Annotated in this window: 14 protein-coding genes and 1 pseudogene; 12 read left to right on the top strand and 3 right to left on the bottom strand. The window is 65.3% G+C overall.

The genetic code is table 11. The features are described 5' to 3' along the window. Window position 1 precedes the first annotated feature (1 nt). The 12 genes and pseudogenes from tssE to E8F12_RS03300 all read left to right on the top strand — a co-directional run bounded on the left by tssE (window position 2) and on the right by E8F12_RS03300 (window position 14,136). Complete coding sequence (gene tssE, locus E8F12_RS03355; RefSeq protein WP_280323883.1) at window positions 2-517, top strand: type VI secretion system baseplate subunit TssE; 516 nt, start codon at window positions 2-4, stop codon at window positions 515-517. After that, complete coding sequence (tssF, locus tag E8F12_RS03350) at window positions 514-2,373, top strand: type VI secretion system baseplate subunit TssF (protein ID WP_280323882.1); 1,860 nt, start codon at window positions 514-516, stop codon at window positions 2,371-2,373. The genes tssE and tssF overlap by 4 nt, the downstream gene beginning before the upstream one ends. Beyond that, window positions 2,337-3,386, top strand: coding sequence for a type VI secretion system baseplate subunit TssG (gene tssG / locus E8F12_RS03345; protein ID WP_280323881.1), 1,050 nt, complete (start codon window positions 2,337-2,339; stop codon window positions 3,384-3,386). The genes tssF and tssG overlap by 37 nt, the downstream gene beginning before the upstream one ends. Continuing rightward, complete coding sequence (tssH, locus tag E8F12_RS03340) at window positions 3,383-6,154, top strand: type VI secretion system ATPase TssH (protein ID WP_280323880.1); 2,772 nt, start codon at window positions 3,383-3,385, stop codon at window positions 6,152-6,154. Before tssG ends, tssH begins: the two co-directional genes overlap by 4 nt. 17 nt (window positions 6,155-6,171) lie before the next feature. Further along, window positions 6,172-8,397, top strand: a complete 2,226-nt coding sequence (tssI, locus tag E8F12_RS03335; RefSeq protein WP_280323879.1) for a type VI secretion system tip protein TssI/VgrG — start codon at window positions 6,172-6,174, stop codon at window positions 8,395-8,397. An 18-nt stretch (window positions 8,398-8,415) separates the two neighbouring features. Further along, on the top strand, window positions 8,416-8,868 hold the full coding sequence (locus E8F12_RS03330) for a DUF6484 domain-containing protein (RefSeq protein WP_280323878.1): 453 nt from the start codon (window positions 8,416-8,418) through the stop codon (window positions 8,866-8,868). 12 nt (window positions 8,869-8,880) lie between these two features. Next, window positions 8,881-9,993 (top strand): DUF2169 domain-containing protein, encoded by a 1,113-nt coding sequence (locus E8F12_RS03325; RefSeq protein ID WP_280323877.1) that lies wholly within the window; start codon window positions 8,881-8,883, stop codon window positions 9,991-9,993. After that, window positions 9,993-11,033, top strand: a complete 1,041-nt coding sequence (locus E8F12_RS03320) for a hypothetical protein (RefSeq protein WP_280323904.1) — start codon at window positions 9,993-9,995, stop codon at window positions 11,031-11,033. The genes E8F12_RS03325 and E8F12_RS03320 overlap by 1 nt, the downstream gene beginning before the upstream one ends. Further along, window positions 11,030-11,443, top strand: a pseudogene (locus tag E8F12_RS03315) (DUF4150 domain-containing protein); the annotation flags it as partial. The gene E8F12_RS03320 and the pseudogene E8F12_RS03315, both read left to right, overlap by 4 nt. A 2-nt stretch (window positions 11,444-11,445) precedes the next feature. Beyond that, a complete protein-coding gene (locus E8F12_RS03310) occupies window positions 11,446-11,985 on the top strand; it encodes a hypothetical protein (RefSeq protein WP_280323876.1) in 540 nt (179 codons plus the stop codon). 9 nt (window positions 11,986-11,994) lie between these two features. After that, complete coding sequence (locus tag E8F12_RS03305; RefSeq protein ID WP_280323875.1) at window positions 11,995-12,873, top strand: hypothetical protein; 879 nt, start codon at window positions 11,995-11,997, stop codon at window positions 12,871-12,873. Between the two features lie 12 nt (window positions 12,874-12,885). Further along, entirely contained in the window at window positions 12,886-14,136 is a 1,251-nt protein-coding gene (locus tag E8F12_RS03300) for a TIGR02270 family protein (RefSeq protein ID WP_280323874.1), read from the top strand. Between the two features lie 97 nt (window positions 14,137-14,233). Here E8F12_RS03300 and E8F12_RS03295 read toward each other — a convergent pair whose 3' ends face one another. The 3 genes from E8F12_RS03295 to gabD all read right to left on the bottom strand — a co-directional run bounded on the left by E8F12_RS03295 (window position 14,234) and on the right by gabD (window position 17,344). Then, the gene (locus E8F12_RS03295) at window positions 14,234-14,395 is read right to left on the bottom strand and encodes a hypothetical protein (RefSeq protein WP_280323873.1); all 162 of its coding nucleotides are present in this window, start codon (window positions 14,393-14,395) and stop codon (window positions 14,234-14,236) included. Window positions 14,396-14,532: 137 nt separating this feature from the next. Continuing rightward, window positions 14,533-15,810 (bottom strand): 4-aminobutyrate--2-oxoglutarate transaminase, encoded by a 1,278-nt coding sequence (gabT, locus tag E8F12_RS03290; RefSeq protein ID WP_280323871.1) that lies wholly within the window; start codon window positions 15,808-15,810, stop codon window positions 14,533-14,535. Between the two features lie 85 nt (window positions 15,811-15,895). Then, the gene (gene gabD / locus E8F12_RS03285; RefSeq protein ID WP_280323869.1) at window positions 15,896-17,344 is read right to left on the bottom strand and encodes an NADP-dependent succinate-semialdehyde dehydrogenase; all 1,449 of its coding nucleotides are present in this window, start codon (window positions 17,342-17,344) and stop codon (window positions 15,896-15,898) included. Between the last annotated feature and the right edge of the window lie 21 nt (window positions 17,345-17,365).

Genomic DNA, 17,365 nt, shown 5'->3' with positions numbered 1-17,365 from the left:
GATGGCCGAACTGACTCCGCAGGAACGCCTGCAGCCGTCCTTGCTGGACCGCCTGACCGACGACGAACCGGGCAATCCGAAGGAAAGCGCCGACCGCCGGATCATGTCGCTGAACCAGCTCAAGGCATCGGTTCTGCGGGACTTGGCCTGGCTGTTCAACACCACCGCCCTGTTCGACCCAGACAGCGGCGCGCAGATCGCGGCCGGCAGCTCGGTGCTCAACTACGGCCTGCCGGCGCTGGCCGGACATACCGCGTCGAGCGTTGACGTGCAGGCGGTGGAAGCGCTTCTCGCCGACACCATCGCCGCCTATGAGCCGCGCATCCTGCGCGGCTCGCTGAAAGTGCGCGCTCAACTGCGCCCCGAGGAAATGGACCACAACGCCCTGAGCTTCGAGATCGAGGGAGATCTCTGGGCCGAGCCGGTGCCCCTGCGCATGCTGCTCACCACCAACCTCGACCTCGAGACCGGCCATGTGCGCGTGGTGCCGGCCGAGCAGCAGCGGAGGCCGCGATGAACCCGCGCCTGCTGGACTACTACAACCAGGAACTGCTGCACATCCGCGAAAGCGCGGCGGAGTTCGCCAGCGAGTACCCGAAGATCGCCGGCCGCCTGAGCCTGGCCGGCATCGACTGCGCCGACCCCTATGTCGAACGCCTGCTGGAAGGCTTCGCTTACCTGACCGCGCGGGTGCAATTGAAGCTGGACGCTGAATACCCGACCTTCACCCATAACCTGCTGGAAATCGCCTACCCGCATTACCTGGCGCCCACCCCGTCCATGGTGGTGGTGCAGCTCCAGGCCGATCCCAACGAGGGCTCGCTGACCGGCGGCTTCACGGTCAAGCGCGACTCGGCGCTGCGCGGGCTGCTCGGCGTTGAGGAGCAGACCGCCTGCGAGTACCGCACCGCCCACCCGGTCACCCTCTGGCCCCTGGAAGTCGCCCGCGCCGAGTATTTCGGCAACCCGGCGGCAACCCTCGGACGCCTGGCCGCCAGCGAGCCGCGCGCCAAGGCGGGCTTGCGCCTGCGGTTGCGTACCGGGGCCGGGCTGCCTTTCAACAGACTTGGCCTGGACAGCCTGCCGTTCTACCTGCATGGCGCCGACGAGCAGCCCTTCCGCCTCTATGAGCAATTGTTCGGCAAGGCCTGCGCGCTGTTCGTGAAGAGTCCGCAGGAGGACTGGGTGGAACGCCTGCCGCTGAACGCCCTGCGGCCCCGCGGACTGGACGACGAGGATGCGCTGCTGCCCGTGGTGCCACGGGCCTTCCAGGGCTACCGGCTACTGCAGGAGTATTTCGCCCTGCCCCAGCGCTACCTGTTCGCGGAAATCTCCGGGCTGGGCCCGGCAGTGCACCGCTGCACCGGCCAGGAACTGGAGCTGATCGTTCTGTTCGAACAGCTGGACCCGACCCTGGAAGGCACGGTGGGCGTCGAGCAGTTCGTGCTCTTCTGCACCCCTGCGGTCAACCTGTTTCCCCGGCGCGCAGACCGCATCCACCTGTCCGAACGGGTGCACGAGCACCATGTGATCGCCGACCGGACCCGACCCCTGGACTTCGAGATCCACTCGCTGCAACAGCTCACCGGCTACGGCAGCGGCCCGGAGCAGCCGTTCCAGCCTTTCTATGCGGTGCGCGACCCGGCCCGCTACGGCCGCGAACAGGCCTACTACATCGTCCGCCGCGAACCGCGCCGGCTGTCCAGCCAGCGTCGGCGCAGCGGGCCGCGCGCCAGCTACGTCGGTAGCGAAACCTTCGTGTCCCTGGTGGACGCCAACCAGGCGCCCTATCGCCATGACCTGCGCCAACTGGGCGTCAAGGCCCTGTGCACCAACCGCGACCTGCCGCTGCTGATGCCGGTGGGCACGGCGAAGAGCGACTTCACCCTGGAAGACAGTGCACCCGTGCTGGCCGTGCGCTGCCTGGCCGGGCCGAGCCGGCCACGCGCCAGCCGCGCCCACGATGCCAGCGCCTGGCGCCTGATCAGCCAGCTGTCGTTGAACTACCTGTCGCTGACCGAGCAGGGCCAGGGCGCGGCGGCCCTGCGCGAACTGCTGCGCCTGTACGGTGACCCTGGCGACCCGGCGGTGCAATTGCAAATCGAGGGCCTGTGCGAGGTGCGCAGCCGGCCCTGCACCCGGCGCCTGCCGATGCCGGGGCCGATCGTTTTCGGCCGCGGCCTGGAAATCAGCCTGGAGTTCGACGAGAACGCCTTTCGCGGCACCGGGGTATTCCTCCTCGGCAGCGTGTTCGAGCGTTTCCTGACCCGCTATGTGTCGATCAACAGTTTTACCGAAACGGTGCTGCGCACCACGGAACGAGGCGAGGTGATGCGATGGCCGGGGAACCCCGGACGCCGTCCGACCCTGTGAATACCCTTGCCGCGATGGCGGCCGAGCCCTGGGACTACGACTTCTTCCAGGCGCTGCGACGCGTCGAGTGCGAGTTGCCGAAGCGCCCGCGCATCGGCCGTTCGCTGCGCCTGGGCGAAGACCCGCTGCGCCTCGGCCAGCGGCCAGACTGCGGCTTCGCTCCCTCGACCCTGGCCGCCGTCCAGGCCGGCGAGGAAGGCCACCCGCCACGCCTCGACCAGTTCTTTTTCGGCCTGACCGGGCCGAACGGGCCGTTGCCCCTGCACCTGACCGAATATGCCCGCGAGCGTCTGCGCCACCACAATGACGGCACCTTCAAGCGCTTCCTCGATGTGTTCAACCATCGCCTGCTCACCCTGTTCTACCGCGCCTGGGCCGAATCGCGGCCGACGGTCAGCCACGACCGGCCGGATGACGACTACTGGGCCGCGCGCCTGGGCGCGCTCTCCGGCCGCGGCATGCAAAGCCTGCTCGGCCAGGGACCGATCGCCGACAGCGCGCGCTACCACTACACCGGCCACCTGGCGGCGCAGACACGCTACCCGGACGGCCTGCGCACTATCCTCGCCAGCTACTTCGAACTGCCGGTAAGCATCGAGGAATACGTCGGCCAGTGGCTGGAACTGCCCGAATGCAGCCGCCTCGGCCACAGCGCCAGCACCCTCGGCGCAGACCTCTGCCTGGGCAGCCACGTCTGGGATCGCCAGCACAAGTTCCTGATCCGCCTGGGTCCGCTGGACCTGTCGCAATACCAGCGCCTGCTGCCCGGCGGCGAACTGTTCGGCGAGCTCGCCGCCTGGGTCGCGGAATACCAGGGCGAGGAACTGGACTGGGACGTGAACCTGGTGCTGCGCCAGGCGGACGTGCCGCGAATGAACCTGGATGGCGGCGACCGGCTCGGCTTCAACACCTGGCTGGGCACACCGGACAAGGACCCCGCGGACCTGCTGCTGGCCCGCCACTACGCGATGGAAAGCCCCTCCACCCCAAGGACCGAGGAGACAGGAAGATGAGCGAAATCAGTCGCGCCGCACTATTCGGCAAGTTGAACGGCCTCGCCTACAGGGCCATCGAATCCGCCACGGTGTTCTGCAAGCTGCGCGGCAATCCCTATGTCGAGTTGGTGCACTGGCTGCACCAGATACTCCAATTGCCGGACTCGGACCTGCATCAACTGATCCGCCAGTTCGATGTGGAGCCGGCCCGCCTGGCCAAGGACATGAGCGATGCGCTCGACCGCCTGCCGCGCGGTTCGACCTCCATCACCGACCTGTCCTCCCATGTCGAGGAAGCGGTCGAGCGCGCCTGGGTCTACGGCAGCCTGATGTTCGGCGAGAGCCAGGTGCGCACCGGCTACCTGATCGTCGGCCTCCTCAAGACACCCAGCCTGCGCCATGCCCTGCTGGCGATCTCCCGTGAGTTCGACAAGGTCAAGGTGGAGACCCTGACCGAGCGTTTCGACGAGTACGTCGGCAACTCGCCGGAAAACGGCCTTGCCCCCACCGATGGTTTCAATACCGCCGCCGCGCCCGGCGAGGCCAGCGGCGCCCTGGCCCCCAGCGCGCTGGGCAAGCAGGAAGCGCTCAAGCGCTTCACCGTCGACCTCACCGAGCAGGCCCGCGGCGGCAAGCTCGACCCCATAGTCGGCCGCGACGAGGAGATCCGCCAACTGGTGGATATCCTCATGCGCCGCCGGCAGAACAACCCCATCCTCACCGGCGAGGCCGGGGTCGGCAAAACGGCGGTGGTGGAAGGCTTCGCCCTGCGCATCGTCGCCGGCGATGTGCCGCCGGCCCTCAAGGACGTCGAGCTGCGCAGCCTGGACGTCGGCCTGCTGCAGGCCGGCGCGAGCATGAAAGGCGAGTTCGAGCAGCGCCTTCGCCAAGTCATCGAAGACGTCCAGAGCTCACCCAGGCCGATCATCCTGTTCATCGACGAAGCCCACACCCTGGTCGGCGCGGGCGGTGCGGCGGGCACCGGGGACGCCGCCAACCTGCTGAAACCGGCGCTGGCCCGCGGCACCCTGCGCACAGTAGCCGCCACCACCTGGGCGGAATACAAGAAGCACATCGAGAAGGACCCGGCGCTGACCCGGCGCTTCCAGGTCGTCCAGGTGGACGAACCCTCCGAGCAGAAGGCCATGCTGATGATGCGCGGCGTCGCCTCGACCATGGAGCAGCACCACAAGGTGCAGATCCTCGACGAGGCGCTGGAGGCGGCGGTCAAGCTGTCCCACCGCTACATCCCGGCGCGCCAGTTGCCGGACAAGTCGGTCAGCCTGCTCGACACCGCCTGCGCGCGGGTCGCCATCAGCCTGCACGCGGTGCCCGCCGAAGTGGACGACAGCCGCCGGCGCATCGAAGCCCTGACCACTGAGTTGGCGATCATCGAGCGCGAACACGCCATCGGTATCGACACCGGCAAACGCCGGGCGGATGCCGAAGCGGCGCGTGCCGCCGAACGCGAACGCCTGGCTGCCCTGGAAGCCCGCTGGAGCGAAGAGAAAACCCTGGTCGACGAACTACTCACCGTGCGCGCCAGACTGCGCGGCGCGGCAGAAAGCCTGGACGACACGGGCCAGGTCAACCCGCAAGCGCCTTCCGACCGTCTCGATGACTCCGAGCGACAGGCCCTGCGCGAACGTCTCGGCCAATTGCAGGGGCAGCTGGGCGCCCTGCAGGGCGAGTCACCGCTGATCCTGCCGAGCGTGGACTACCAGGCCGTGGCCTCGGTGGTGGCGGACTGGACCGGCATTCCCGTCGGGCGCATGGCGCGCAACGAGATCGAGACCGTGCTGAACCTCGGCCAGCAGCTGAAGAAGCGCATCATCGGCCAGGATCACGCCCTGGAGATGATCGCCCGGCGCATCCAGACTTCCCGCGCCGGCCTCGACAACCCGAGCAAGCCGATCGGCGTGTTCCTCCTCGCCGGCACCTCCGGCGTCGGCAAGACGGAAACCGCCCTGGCCCTGGCCGAAGCCTTGTACGGCGGCGACCAGAACGTCATCACCATCAACATGAGCGAGTTCCAGGAAGCGCACACCGTGTCCACCCTCAAGGGCGCGCCGCCCGGCTATGTCGGCTACGGCGAAGGCGGCGTGCTGACCGAGGCGGTTCGGCGCAAGCCCTACAGCGTGGTGCTGCTGGACGAGGTGGAGAAGGCGCACCCGGATGTCCATGAACTCTTCTTCCAGGTATTCGACAAGGGCCTGATGGAAGACGGCGAAGGCCGCCTGATCGACTTCAAGAACACCCTCATCCTGCTCACCACCAACGCCGGCACCGACCTGATTTCCAGCCTGTGCAGCGACCCGGAGCTGATGCCCGATCCCGAGGGCATCGCCAAGGCTCTGCGCGAACCGCTGCTCAAGGTGTTCCCAGCGGCGCTGCTCGGCCGCCTGGTGACCATCCCGTATTACCCGCTCAGCGACGCGATGCTGAAAAGCATCACGGCCCTGCAACTGGAGCGGATCAAGCGCCGCGTCGAGGCCAGCCACAAGGTGCCGTTCGCCTACGACCCGGACGTGGTGGACCTGATCGTCTCGCGCTGCACCGAGACCGAAAGCGGCGGCCGGGTGATCGACGCCATCCTCACCAACACACTGCTGCCCGACCTCAGCCGGGAATTCCTCAGCCGCATGCTGGAGGGCCGGCCGCTGGCCGGGGTGCATATCGGCTGTCGCGACAACGCGCTGCACTATGATTTCGTGCGTGGGGACTTCGAACGTGGGGCTTCGAGGGTGGAGACTCCGAGCCAGGGAATTTCGAACACGGCGCTTTGAGCGAGGCCTGAGTATCGATGGCGATCACACAGAACACGCGCCTGGTACAGGTCAGCAGCCCGCTCGGGGAGAACGTGCTGGTCCTGCAAGGCCTGGGAGGCAGCGAGGAGCTCGGACGGATCTTCCAGTACGAACTGGAGCTGATATCCGAGGACCCGTCGGTCAAGTTCGACCAACTGCTGGGCAAGCCCATGAGCCTGGCGCTGGAGCTGCACGACGGCGGCACGCGCTACTTCCACGGCATCGTCAGCCGCTGCAGCCAGGGCGCCGGCAACGGCCAGTTCGCCGGTTATCAGGTCAGCCTGCGGCCCTGGCTGTGGCTGCTCAGCCGCACCTCCGACTGCCGGATTTTCCAGAACCGCAATGTGCCGGACATCATCAAGCAGGTGTTCCGCGACCTCGGCTTCTCCGACTTCGAAGACTCCCTGAGCCAGACCTACCGCGAGTGGGAATACTGCGTGCAGTACCGCGAGACCAGCTTCGATTTCGTCAGCCGGCTGATGGAGCAGGAAGGCATCTACTACTACTTCCGCCACGAGAAAAACCGTCATGTCCTGGTGCTGGCCGACGCCTACGGCGCGCACTCGACGGTGGGCGACTACGCCAGCGTGCCCTACTACCCGCCCACGGACGAGCAGCGCGAACGCGACCATTTCTTCGACTGGAACCTGGCCCGGGAAGTCCAGCCCGGTTCCCTGGCCCTCAACGACTATGACTTCCAGCGGCCCGGCGCGCGCCTGGAAGTCCGCTCCAGCGTGTCGCGCAGCCATGCCCAGGGCGACTATCCGCTCTACGACTACCCGGGCGAGTACGTGCAGAGCAAGGACGGCGAGCACTACGCCCGCACCCGCATCGAGGCCATCCAGGCCCGGTTCGAACGCGTGCAACTAAGGGGCAAGGCGCGCGGCCTGGGGTCCGGCCACCTGTTCAAGCTGACCAACTACCCGCGCGACGACCAGAATCGCGAATACCTGGTGGTGGGCGCGCGCTACCGCATCACCCAGGAAGGCTACGAGTCGGGCCGCATGGAAGGCATGCTGCAGTACGAGAGCGACCTCGACTGCCTGGACACCGGCCAGACCTTCCGACCGCTGCCGCTGACCCCGCAGCCCATCGTCCAGGGCCCGCAGACCGCCCTGGTGGTCGGCCCCGGCGGCGAAGAAATCTGGACCGACCAGTACGGCCGAGTGAAGGTGCATTTCTACTGGGACCGCCACGACCAGTCCAACGAGAACAGCTCCTGCTGGATGCGCGTGTCCCAGGCCTGGGCCGGCAAGAACTGGGGCTCGGTGCAGATCCCGCGCATCGGCCAGGAAGTCATCGTCAGCTTCCTCGAAGGCGACCCGGACCGGCCGATCATCACCGGCCGGGTCTACAACGCCGAGCAGACCGTGCCCTACGAGCTGCCCGCCAATGCCACCCAGAGCGGCGTGAAGAGCCGTTCCAGCAAGGGCGGCAGCCCGGCCAACTTCAACGAAATCCGCATGGAAGACAAGAAAGGCGCGGAGCAACTGTTCATCCACGCGGAGAAGAACCAGGACATCGAAGTCGAGAACGACGAGACCCACTGGGTCGGCCACGACCGCACCAAGACCATCGACAACGACGAGACCGTCCACGTCAAGCACGACCGCACCGAGACGGTCGACAACAACGAGACCATCACCATAGGCGTGGACCGCACCGAGAAGGTCGGCAACAACGAGACCATCACCATCGGCGTGAACCGCACCGAGAAGGTCGGCAGCGACGAAAAGATCACCATAGGCGCCAACCGCACCGAGGATGTCGGCAGCAACGAGACCATCACCATCGGCGCCGACCGCACGGAAAAGGTCGGCAGCAACGAAACCATCAACATCGGCAGCAATCGCACCGAAGAGGTGGGCAGCAACGAATCCATCACCATCGGCGCCAACCGCACCGAAAAGGTCGGCGACAACGAAAGCGTCAGCATCGGCGGCAACCAGACTACCGAAATCGGCAAGAACGAAACCCACAGCGTGGGCCAGAACCGCGACACCTCGATCAGCCAGAACGACAGCCTGGACGTGGGCAAGAACTTCTCCCTCAGCGCCGCCGACTCCATCACCCTGACCACGGGCTCGGCCAGCATCACCATGAAGAAGGACGGCACCATCGTCATCAGCGGCAAGAACATCACCATCGACGGTTCCGGCGCCATCGATATCAAGGCCAACCGCAACGTCGTCATCAAGGGTCAGAAGATCCTGCAGAACTGAAGCCAAGGAGCGAGCGCCATGACCGTCGAATACCACCTCCCCGCCGCCTCCATCCCGGTACGCCTGGATGGCGTCGTGATCGGCGTGCTGCTCGACGTGCCGAAGATGGACGCCCCGGTGGTGGCTTTCCCCGGTTGCCCCGGCGAAACCGGCATGGCTGCGCGCACCACCACCGCCCTCGGCCGCGAGGACATCGGCGCCCAGGTCGCCCTGATGTTCGAAGCCGGCAACCCGGCCCGCCCGCTGGTGATCGGCCGCATCCAGCGCCTGCCGGAAACCGCTCCGCCAGCCGTCGCGCACCTGGATGGCGAGCGCCTGGAGCTCACCGCCGAACGCGAGATCGTGCTGCGTTGCGGCAAGGCCAGCATCACCCTGACCCGCGAAGGCAAGGTGCTGATCCGTGGCGCCTACCTGTCGAGCCGATCGTCCGGCGCCAACCGCATCAAGGGTGGTTCGGTGCAAATCAACTGAGGCCAGGCGCAGATGGAATTGCTCAACGCCACAGCCCTCGTCGCCGCCTACACCCAGGGACTCGCCCCGGACGGGCGCGAATCCCTGGTGGTGGTCGCCAAGGGAACCTTCGACCTGCCGCTGGACGGCAGCGAGGCGCAGCTCGCCGAACAGCAGCGCCCCTTGCTGATGGCCGACACCTTTTACGGCGAACCCGGCCTCTCGGCCCCGCGCCAGGAAATGGACTTCGCCCCGGTCAAACCCTGCTGCGACGTGCTCGTGCTGGGCAAGGCCCACGCCCCCGGCGGACGGCCGGCCACGCGCATCACCGCCGGCATCCGCGTCGGCCGGGTGAGCAAGGCCTTCGCGGTGGTCGGCCCGCGCCAGTGGCAGCATGCGCTGCTCGGCCTGGGCGCCAGCGCTCCGCAGCCCTTCACCGAACAGGAGATTTCCTACGCCCAGGCCTTCGGCGGCAACCACCCCATGGAAAACGAAGTGGAGATGCGCCACTGCTACCTGGATAACCCCGCCGGATGCGGCTGGTACCCGCGCGCCATCGCCGCCGCCGACATCGTCGGCATGCCGTTGCCCGCCACCGAAGAACTGAGCCAGCCGGTCGAAAGCCCCAGCGGCGACTACCGCCCCATGGCCCTCGGCCCCATCGGCCGCAGCTGGCCGCAACGCGCCGGCTTCGCCGGCACCTACGACGAGGCCTGGCTGGCCGACTGCTTCCCCTTCCTGCCCGCGGACTTCGACAACCGCTACTTCCAGGCCGCCCCCGCCGACCAGCAGACCGAGCCTCTCAAGGGCGGCGAAGACGTGCTGCTGCTCAACCTCACCCCGCAGGAACGCGCCGGCTTCAAGGTGCCGACCCTGCAGGTGCCGGTGACTTTCTTCCTGAAGAAAGGTGGCCACGAAACAGTGCAGGCGCTGATCGACACCCTGGTTATCGACACCGACAACCGAACGGTGGAAGTCACCTGGCGCACCAGCCGCCCGCTCAGGCGCAACCTGTTCGAGATTTCCCAGGTGCTGGTGGGCACCATGTCAACCGCCTGGTGGCGCGCCCGCGCGCTGGGCAAGGACTACTACCCGTCCCTGTCGGCGCTGGTGAAGTCCAGGCGCGAACCGGAGGCAAGCGAATGATGTCCGCCGTCTGCATCCTCGGCTCCGGCATGGTCAGCGCCGTCGGGCTCGACGCGCCGTCGAGTTGCGCCGCCATCCGCTGCGCCCTCGACAACTTCCAGGAAACCCGCTTCCTCGACCGGGGCGGCGAATGGCAGATCGCGGCCACGGTGCCCCTAGAACAACCCTGGCGGGGCCGCAGCAAACTGGTCAGGATGGCCGCCCGCGCCATCGCCGAAGCCCTGCACAGCGTACCGGGCTGCGATCCGGGGAAGACGCCCCTGCTGCTGGGCCTGGCCGAAGCCGAGCGCCCCGGCCGGCTCGAGGGGCTGGACATCGGCCTGCTGCACGACATCGAGCGGGAGCTGGGCCTGCGCTTTCACGACAGCTCCAATGTCATTCCGCGTGGCCGGGTCAGCGGCGCGGTCGCCCTGCTCAATGCGCGGAAATTGATATACGGACAGGGCCATCGCCATGTGCTGATCGCCGGCGTCGACTCCTTCCTCACCGGTCCGACCCTGGCCGCCTACGAAGGACGCGAACGCCTGCTCACCAGCCAGAACTCCAACGGCTTCATCCCCGGAGAAGGCGCCGCCGGCGTGGTGATCGGCGCGCCGGTGGTCAGCGAGGAACCGCAACTGGCCTGCATCGGCCTCGGCTTCGGCATGGAAAAGGCCACCGTGGAAGCCGAAGACCTCCCCCTGCGTGCCGACGGCCTGACCCAGGCCGTCCGCGCCGCCCTGGCCGAAGCCCGCTGCGGGCTGGAGAAGATGGATTATCGGCTGACCGATATCTCCGGCGAGCAGTACTACTTTCGCGAAGCGGCGCTGGCGCTTTCCCGGGTACTTCGTCTCGGCGCTGGGCCGCAGGAAATGTGCAGCCCAGCTGACTGCATCGGCGAGATTGGAGCCGCCATCGGTTGTTCGTTATTGGTACTGGCACTCAATGGGCACGTGCTTATGCCCACACCGATGCCCAGCTTTCTTCTACACACCGGGAACGATGGAGGAGAACGCACAGCCATCGTTCTGAGCTTTCAAACCGTGAGGGCCGCGTCATGAGCAATACCGTCTACGCCAATGGCCGCGAGATTTCCTGCAAAGCCTCTGATGGCCGATCCATCGCGGCATTCCCCGATGTTTGTTTCACCCCTCCCTTGACGCCCGCGACCCCTCCTGGCGTTCCAGTCCCCTATCCCAATACCGCCATGGCCTCAGACACGTCCAGTGGCTCGAAGAGTGTGAAGATCTCCCGAAAGGAAATCATGCTGAAGGACAAGTCATTCTTTAAAACCAGCATGGGTGACGAAGCCGGAAATGCGCCAAAGAAGGGAGTCATCACCAGCAAAATAAAAGGCAAGGCCTACTTCATTAGCTGGTCGATGAACGTAAAAGTCGAAGGAGAGAACGTCGTGCGTCACATGGACCTGACCACGCACAATCATGCGGGAAAAATCCCAGGAAACACCCCTCCATGATTCATACGAGCAGTGTTTCCCCCGGACGGAAAGTCAATTGCACCGAGGTACTCAAACGATATCCGGTGGAGCGTTATGGTGATCAGAAGAGTAAGTCCACCGGCGTATACAAGGGAAAACAGTCTCACCACGTCATACAGAACTCTCACTTTCAAAGCCCTCGTGGCACGACGGTTCCCGGTATCTGCAAGAACTACACTGAAGATGACGCTCCCTGCATCCCATTGTTGGATGGGACCAACACCAAGACGGAGCATGGTCGCGTTTCGAAAATGCAGAAGGCCGATGGAAAACGCTACAGGGCACGTAACAGCAATCCGACCTATGCCGAGGCACGCCAGGATGCGAAGAATCAACTTACTGCCAAGCCTAAGCCTGGACTCAGCGAGCCCGAAGCCGAATGTATCCTCAAGAAGGTGGATGCATCGTTCAGGAAAATGTGCGGCCGACAAATAGCCAAGCAGCAGATTCGTGCACCCGGTAGCAGGAAGGCTTGGAAACCGACACGTACTCGACCGACCCGACGTTCCGCATGAGATCTCACAATGAACGACACTCAGAGCCAATCAACGACCATCATCGGTATTGCAAGTGACACGCCAGATAAATTCTATTATTTGGCCAATCTCTCTCCCGGTGACCATGACCCGGAGGCGATATGGTCCGTAATCGTGGAAGTGCGCGACTGGGCGAACGATGACCAGGATGATAGCTTCGAAGAGGAAACCTGGTTGTGTGCAATAGATGGTGACACACGACGCGGTGTCTACGCCGTCTCAGTGGACGGTGAAATCCTCCACCTCTCAAAAAGAAAATGGATATCTATAGACTTTCCTAACGATACTGCTCTCAATACTCTTCATGTCGCCGACGTCAACAAGGTTTTCCTGGGAGGAGACAATGGCCTTCTGGGGTTGCTGGAGCATGGAAAAGTAAGAACCTTCAACACGCCGCAGCAAGAGTCCATCAATGCAATCCACTGTGCGTCACATACAAAAAGAACTCTTGCCGTTGGAAATACAGGCACTGCGTTCGAATATATAGGGCCGCATTGGCAGGACCTGCTCCCCCCCACCAATGCATGCCTGATGTCGGTGTGCGCCAGCCCCGAGGGGGTATTTTATATCGGCGCGGAGAAAGGATTGATTTTCTGCGTTGAGGACGGGAAATGGCGAGAGATAGATCTCAACGATGACGCCATTGTTTACGGCCTGGCCTATCTCGATGGTGTTCTTTATTGCGCTCTCGGAGAGAAAGGCCTTATCAGTTGCACCATCACCCCTGATGATGTCCACATCAAACCTATCAAAGACTGGGCCGCCTACGAACTTTCACGACAAGGAAATTGCATATTCGGCACCGGCGAGGACTATCTGTTCCGTTATTCCGCCGGTGTCTGGGAGCGCTGGCAAATTGATCTATAAGTTTTTGCCAACATGAACTCAGTCATTCCCACCATCCTGGAACAACACGCTGAAGAGGCCAGTTTTCTCTTCACATTACGCAACTTGGCAACCGCAGAACCTCATCACTCCCTCGACAGTTTGCTGAGACTGGATCTGCGCCTGCGAGGCAACCTTGATGGTCTACGGATAGCGAATGAGGCCGGGCTCGAGGCGCTGTTCAGGCAGTTGCACGCGCATGCCGAAGGCGAAGTGTTCGCCGCGACGGTGCTGGCCTTCGAGATGAACGCGAGCGCGGCGCTGGCCAGGCTGGCCGAGCATGTACGCGGGCAGCCACATGCCGAGCGCTTCATGGCCGCCGCCCTGGGCTGGCTCGATTGGCCACAGGTGGCGCCCCGGATCGACAAGCTGCTCGGCTCACCCGAACCGCTGTTCCATCGCCTTGGCCTGGCCGCCTGTGGCATGCACCGGCGCGATCCGGGTCCCGCCCTGATCGCCGGGCTTTCCCATGCTGACAAGGGCGTGCTGGCACGGACGGCGCGTACCGCCGGCGAGCTGCGGCGGCGCGACCTGATGCCGGCGATTCGTGCGCATCGCCTGCATGCCGACGACAACCTGCGCTTCTGGGCCAACTGGGCGACCGCGCAGATGGGCGATGAGGAAGCATTGGAACCCCTCCGGCAATTCGCCGAGCAACCGGGCGAGCACCGGGGCCGTGCACTCAACGTGCTGCTCTGCTGGCAGAAGCGCGACGCGTCCATGGCCTGGCTGCGCGGCCATGCGCAGGCTGCCGGGCAGCGCCGCCTGGTGATCCAGGGCGCCGGGGTGCTCGGCGACCCGGTGAGCATTCCCTGGCTGATCCAGCAGATGGGCGACCTGCCCCACGCACGAGTGGCCGGCGAGGCGTTCAGCCTGATCACCGGCGCCGACCTGGCCCTGTTGGACCTCGAGTTGGTCGCCATCCCCGACTACGACGCCGGCCCCACGGACGACCCCAGCGACCCCAATGTGGCCATGGACCCGGACCAGGACCTGCCCTGGCCCGATCCACAGTTGGTGCAGGCCTGGTGGCAAGCGAACCAGACGGACTTTAAGGCGGGAGCTGCATACCTCCTCGGCGCGGAGCTGAGCGAACGACGCTGCCTGGAGGTGCTGACCAGTGGGCAGCAGCGGCAACGCATCGCAGCGGCCTGCGCCCTGGCGCGATTTCGCCCAACCGAAGCGCTGTTCCCTACCAGCGCCCCCGCCAACCGCCAACGCGCCCTGCTCGCCGCCAGCCGCTGAGCCCCGGTCATGCCGACACTGTCTGGTGAGCCGAATAGCCCGCCCAATCGGCTCACGCAATGAGCCGAATAAAAGTGCCGGGATTACTCCGCGCCCATCAGTCGCGCCGGTTGGGCCATTTCCACCAGGCGCCGCCGATGAAGACCAGCGGTAGAAACAGGAGAAACAGGCGTTCGGAAAATGCCTGGGCGGCCAGGAAGACCACCAGGGCAACGATCAGCGCCAGCAGGAGCGCCTTGGCATTCGGGCTGCGAATCACGCTCTTCACCTCTTCCGCCTATTCTCCCTGGTCACTCTCACTCCCACCCAGGCGGTCTGCAAGTGGTGGCCGTGCGCGCCACGCGACCAGGGCCGCTGGTGCGGGTGAACCAGGGACCAGGGGTGACGCGCTTGAACTTACGAAAGCTCGTCGAAGCACTCGCCGATGATGGAGAGGCCGCGCTCCAGGTCGGCATCGCTGACGGTCAGCGGTACCAGGATGCGCAGGACGTTGTAGTAGGTGCCACAGGACAGCAGGATCAGGCCCTTCTCGCGCGCCTTGGCAACGATCTTGCCGGTGAGTTCGGCGGCCGGCTTGTTCAGGTCGCCGCCCTCGAACAGTTCCACGGCGACCATGGCGCCGAGGTTGCGCACGTCTACCAGGCTGTTGTGACGCTCGCCGATCTTGCGCAAGCCGGCGGTGAGGATTTCACCCACGGACTTGGCACGATCCAGCAGCTTCTCGCTCTCGAAGACCTCGATCACCGCCAGGGCGGCGGCGCAGGAGATGGGGCTGCCAGCGTAGGTGCCGCCCAGACCACCCGGGGCCACGGCGTCCATGACTTCAGCACGGCCGGAAACGCCCGCCAGCGGGAAGCCACCCGCGATGGACTTCGCGAAGGTGGTGAGGTCGGCAGCGACGCCCATTTGCTCCATGGCGAAGAACGTGCCGGTACGGCCGGCGCCGGTCTGCACTTCGTCAGCGATCAGCAGGATGCCGTGCTGGTCGCAGAGGGCGCGCAGGCGGGCCATGAAATCCTTCGGCGCGACATTGAAGCCGCCCTCGCCCTGGACCGGCTCGAGGATGATCGCGGCGATGTCGCTGGGGGCGGCGTCGTTCTTGAAGATGCGCTCGATGCTGGCCAGGGACTCATCCACCGAAACGCCGTGGATGGCGTTCGGGTACTGGGCGCGGTACACACCGCCCGGCATCAGGCCCATGCCAGCGGAGTACGGCACCACCTTGCCGGTCAGGCTCAGGGTGTACTGGGTGCGGCCGTGGTAGGCACCGGTGAAGGCGATCACGCCGTTACGGCCGGTGGCGGCGCGGGCGATTTTGATGGCGTTTTCCACAGCCTCTGCACCGGTGGTGACCAGCAGGGTCTTCTTCTCGAAGCTGCCCGGTACCAGCTGGTTGATCTTCTCGGCCAGGGTCACGTAGGGCTCGTAACCGAACACGTGGAAGCAGGTATGGGTCAGCTTGGCCAGCTGCTCCTGCACGGCGGCCATCACCTTCGGGTGCAGGTGGCCGGTGTTCAGCACGGCGATGCCACCGGCGAAATCCAGGTACTCACGGCCTTCGACGTCCCACACGGTGGCGTTCTCGGCGCGCTCGGCGAAGACCTGGTGGATCTGGCCGACACCACGGGGAATGGCGGCCATGCGCCGTTGTTGCAGGCTCTGGTTGGTGTTCATACTTACTCCAGTATTGCGATCGCCCACTCGAGAAGCCGCCACAGCGGCGACTTCCCGAGGAGGAAAGGTTGTTGGTCCGCCGTGTTTACACGCCGATGCAGAGGTATTTGATTTCCAGGTAGTCATCGATGCCGTACTTGGAGCCTTCGCGGCCCAGGCCCGATGCCTTGACGCCGCCGAAGGGCGCCACTTCGTTGGAGATGATCCCGGTGTTGATGCCGACGATGCCGTACTCCAGGGCCTCGCCGACGCGGAACACGCGGCCCAGGTCGCGGGCGTAGAAGTAGGCGGCCAGGCCGTATTCGGTGTCGTTGGAGAAGGCGATCACTTCGTCTTCATCCTTGAAGCGGAACAGCGGAGCCAGCGGGCCGAAGGTTTCTTCCTTGGCTACGGCAGCGCTCGATGGGACATCGACCAGGATGGTCGGCTCGAAGAAGGTGCCGCCCAGGCTGTGCGGCTTGCCGCCGGCAACGACACGGGCGCCCTTGGATACGGCGTCCTCGATGTGCTCCTGCACCTTGGCCACGGCCTTGGCGTCGATCAGCGGGCCGGTGGTGATGCCGGCTTCCAGGCCGTTGCCGATCTTCAGGCGGGCCACGGCGGCCTTCAGCTTGTCGACGAAAGCGTCGTACACGCCGTCCTGCACGTAGAGGCGGTTGGCGCAGACGCAGGTCTGGCCATTGTTGCGGTACTTGGAAACCAGCGCGCCTTCCACGGCGGCGTCCAGGTCCGCGTCGTCGAAGACGATGAAGGGCGCGTTGCCGCCCAGCTCCAGGGACACCTTCTTGATGTCCTTGGCGCACTCGGCCATCAGTTGGCGGCCGATCTCGGTGGAGCCGGTGAAGGTCAGCTTGCGCACGATCGGGTTGCTGGTCAGCTCGCCGCCGACTTCGCCGGCGCTGCCGGTGACCACGCTGAGCACGCCTTTCGGGATGCCGGCGCGCTCGGCCAGTTCCGCCAGGGCCAGGGCGGAATACGGGGTCTGCGAGGCGGGCTTGAGTACCATGGTGCAGCCGGCGGCGAGCGCCGGGCCGGCCTTGCGGGTGATCATCGCCGAGGGGAAGTTCCACGGGGTGATGGCGGCGGTGACGCCGATGGGCTGCTTGATCACCATCAGGCGCTTGTCCGGCTGGTGGCCGGGGATCATGTCGCCGTAGACGCGCTTGGCCTCCTCGCCGAACCACTCGAGGAAGGAGGCCGCGTAGGCGATCTCGCCACGGGACTCCACCAGCGGCTTGCCCTGCTCCAGGGTCATCAGGCGGGCCAGGTCTTCCTGGTTCCGCATCATCAGCTCGAACCAGCGGCGCAGCCGGTTGGCACGATCCTTGGCGGTCAGCGCCCGCCAGGCAGGCAGCGCCCGTTCGGCGGCCTCGATGGCACGGCGGGTTTCGGCTGCGCCCATCTTCGGCACGCTGCCGATGATTTCGCCGGTGGCCGGGTTGTTCACCTTGAGGGTCTGGCCGCTGTCGGCATCGACCCAGGCGCCATCGATGTAGGCCTGCTGGCGGAACAGGGTGGAATCGTTGAGTTGCACGCTTGTCATCCTCTGGGGTCT

It is taken from the genome of Pseudomonas sp. BN102, from assembly GCF_029871245.1.
Classification (GTDB): Bacteria; Pseudomonadota; Gammaproteobacteria; order Pseudomonadales; family Pseudomonadaceae; genus Metapseudomonas.
Note: the sequence above shows the minus strand (reverse complement) of the source record. Positions and strands in the feature narration are given on the sequence as shown.